This is a genomic window from Salinimonas chungwhensis DSM 16280, from assembly GCF_000378185.1.
Classification (GTDB): Bacteria; Pseudomonadota; Gammaproteobacteria; order Enterobacterales; family Alteromonadaceae; genus Alteromonas; species Alteromonas chungwhensis.
This window is the reverse complement of sequence record NZ_KB899401.1, coordinates 1-3,401: the sequence shown is the minus strand read 5'-3', so window position 1 is coordinate 3,401 and position 3,401 is coordinate 1. Positions and strand designations below refer to the sequence as shown.

Annotated in this window: 2 protein-coding genes; one reads left to right on the top strand and one right to left on the bottom strand. The window is 42.0% G+C overall.

The annotated features are described in order from the left end of the window. Positions 1–540: 540 nt before the first annotated feature. Complete coding sequence (locus F458_RS0118695) at positions 541–1,839, top strand: aspartyl protease family protein (RefSeq protein WP_018984964.1); 1,299 nt, start codon at positions 541–543, stop codon at positions 1,837–1,839. A 290-nt stretch (positions 1,840–2,129) separates the two neighbouring features. Here the strand turns inward: F458_RS0118695 and F458_RS0118690 are convergent. Next, positions 2,130–3,238 (bottom strand): IS3 family transposase gene (locus tag F458_RS0118690; protein WP_156824310.1). Its coding sequence is split into 2 segments (ribosomal slippage): positions 2,130–2,986 and positions 2,986–3,238, totalling 1,110 coding nucleotides; the frame shifts between segments, so codons are not numbered across the junction. Between the last annotated feature and the right edge of the window lie 163 nt (positions 3,239–3,401).

Here is a 3,401-nt window from a genome sequence, read left to right as displayed (position 1 = left end):
CAATGAAGCCCGATATTTAAAAGCGTTAAAAGAGAGAAATTCATCTCTTCTAAGCACATAAAAAGGTTGTTGAATGACTCAGGGCGTGAAGCGGACCTTGGCGCAGTGAGTTTTCAATCGCAAGAGGCATAGGCTAAAAGAAAAGTCATCAATACATTGAGATAAAAATCCTTGGCATGAATGCTATTGCTAGCAGCTCACGCTCATACCTATGAATGTCTCCGATCAGAGCAAACTTTTTTGTGTCAATTGGTCAAGCGACAATATCCGAAATTCAAGGCACACTTTTCACAGGGTAAACCTCCCATTCAAATAAATTTTCGCACTTATAGATACATGAAAAACTTTTACTTAAAGGAATTGAGCCGTGCATTAAATAAAAAAATATGGATTCGCTCAATTTCGTTAACTTAATTCAAGCTGCCACTGTTGGTGACCACTTTCTTCTATTGAAATAAATTTTTACAAAGTGACTAGTATTTGTCGTATTACAATAACTTTTTGTTGTTAAGGTAATTAAAAGTCACTGGGGGGAAAACGATGTTATCACTTACGAAAACGCTGAAAAAAAGAACTAAAGAATGCCTTTCTGCTGGACAGACTATTATTGAATTCACTCTCCTATTGATGGTAATCGCCAGTATGTCTGGTTGTCGAATTTGGGATATGGCTAATTTTCAATGGCAAAACGCTAATGCAAATGTGTCTTGGGGCGAAGGAAAGAGTGATACGATAGTTCCATTCACAATGCTTAATAACCATATTATCGTCAATACTACTATAAATGGGGTAGAAGGGTTTCGTTTCGTATTAGATTCTGGTGCAGCCGCAACTGTAGTCACTGAAACAGTTGCCACCAGATTATTGGGGTTTTCTCAAAGCAAGCCATTTAAAATATCCGGTTCTGGGAATGGTGATGACCCTATTGCCTACATCGTCAATGATACGCAAATAGAGGTTGGTGATTTCTCAATTACAGATTTATCTGTCATATACGCCCCTACTTCAGCTATGCCATTTGATAGTATTGAAGAAACATATTTTGACGGCGTATTAGGCGCAGATTTTTTCAATTGCTGCCTAATCGAAATAAACCATGATGAGCAGACACTCAAAATCTCCTCACCTACCCCTCAAAATTATCAAAATTATGCTCCTCAATCATGGTATAGCATAGAAATTCAAGTAGAAGATAATACCCCTTATTTAGAAGCAATAATAACAAACGGCCAGACAGAGAAAGTTGTTAAAGTCATGCTTGATACGGGATCCACCGGAACGCTGAGTTTGTTTACTGCCAACCAAAATTTTGTCATACCAGATAATAATTATGATGCTCGAACTACAGGGATTAGTGGTGATACATCAAACAAAGTAGGACTATTAAATTCTTTGATCATTGGTGAGCAAAACTTTACTCAGTTACCTACATACTTTCGTGTAGTAGGGAGCAACCCTCAAAGTGGTAGTCATGGTGTATTGGGCAACGAGATTATGCAACGCTTTAATATGGTTTTTGACTTCACAGGTGAAAAGGTTTGGGTTCAATCTAACCATAAAACACGCATACCGATTTTAGCAGATAGATCTGGCTTACGATTACTGCCGCATAATGAAGGAGCAATAGTCAAAGATGTCGCTGTTGGTACAGGCGCGGAATCTTTGACTATTTCCAAGAACAGTATTGTAACCAGCATTGACGGTATTAAAATCAATAGTGCCAACTTTGATCAGGTTACCTCTTTGCTGAGTAACCGCAATGTGGATAGCGTCACCGTCTGTTGGATTGGAAAAGAAAATCAAACCTGCAAAAAATTGGTACTTAATTCGAGAATTTAAATGTGATTCCAAGCGCCGCAATACAGATTAGCACTAGACTTTCATTTGTTGATCTAGTTTACGACTCAAAAACTGGCAATCCGCTAGCAGTACAAAATTTAGCATTTAAAAGATGGTTTCAAATGACCTTTATTGGGACAAAGATGATATAGAATCTATATCAATGAACGTCAGGTCCTTTTCTAAGTTCGCCTGTCAACCTGACTGCCATACTTGTGTTTCCTACCAGACAGGAGACAACTCATGGCAATTCAAATCCATTCACCTTGGAACAAATTTCCACTTCCCCTTTAATGGCACAGTTCTAAATTAGAGTTTTCCAGTTTTGCTCGGTACGCTGCCGGAGGCAGATCACCGAGACTTTCATGAGTTCGTTCTTCGTTGTAATCCAGTCGCCAGACCCACGCCATTTCTCTGACCTGATAAATAGTTTCAAACAGGTAGGCATCCAGGAACTCTCTTCGGAACGAGCCGTTGAAGCGTTCAACGAAACCGTTTTGCTGTGGCTTGCCAGGCTGGATATAAATCAGTTTGATATTGTGCGTTTCGCACCAATCCGTCAGCGTCGCTGATATCAGTACCGGGCCGTTGTCTACGCGCAGTTGCTTAGGCAATCCGCGCTCAGCCTTAAGTTGTTCCAGTACGCGGACCACTCGGCCAGCAGGCAAAGAGGTGTCCACTTCGATGGCGAGGCACTCTCGTGTTCCTTCATCCACCACATTCAACGTTCTAAAGCGTTTACCGCAATACAGCGTGTCATGCATAAAATCCAGTGCCCATTGATGATTTACCTGATCAAGCACTTCCAGTGGCTGAGCTATCCGTTTCGGCAACACACGCCTGGTTCTGCGTTTCAGGTTCAGCCCCATCTGACAGTACACGCGATAAACGCGCTTGTGGTTGAAGGAAAAGCCTTTAAAACGCATACGCCCAAAACACTTCCAGAAGCCTGCCCGTGGCGACTTCTTCAATTCTGCATTGATGGCATCAATGACAGCAGCATCTGCTTTGCGCCAGTCTCGCTCGGGGCGGTAGAAGGTCGAACGGCCAATACCAACGAACAGGCAAGCCTTTACGATACTCAACCCCGCACTAACCAATACGCTGACGCACTCTCGTTTCTCTGCTGTCACCAATCCTTTTTTGCGACCAACTCCTTAATGGCATGGTTTTCCAAGCTGACATCGGCATACATCTTCTTGAGCTTGGCATTTTCATCTTCAAGCTCTTTTAACCGTTTAACGTCAGCGGCTTCCATTCCACCGTACTTGGATTTCCAATTGTAGTAGGTTGCGTTGCTGATACCGTGCTGTCGGCACACCTCTTCAACTTTCATTCCGGCATCGACTTCTTTCAACACAGCGATGATCTGTGATTCAGTAAAGCGTGATTTTTTCATTGTCGTCTCCTGCATTAATCATTGCAGAAAACTCCAATTAAGTCTGTCTCAGTTTAGGGGAAGTGGACACAAAGACCGCATTATTGGTCAGAAAAAGCCTCTTCAAATATCACATATATGGGGTATCAGAATTCGTTTAGAGCTTGAAGGGCGGACACGTGAC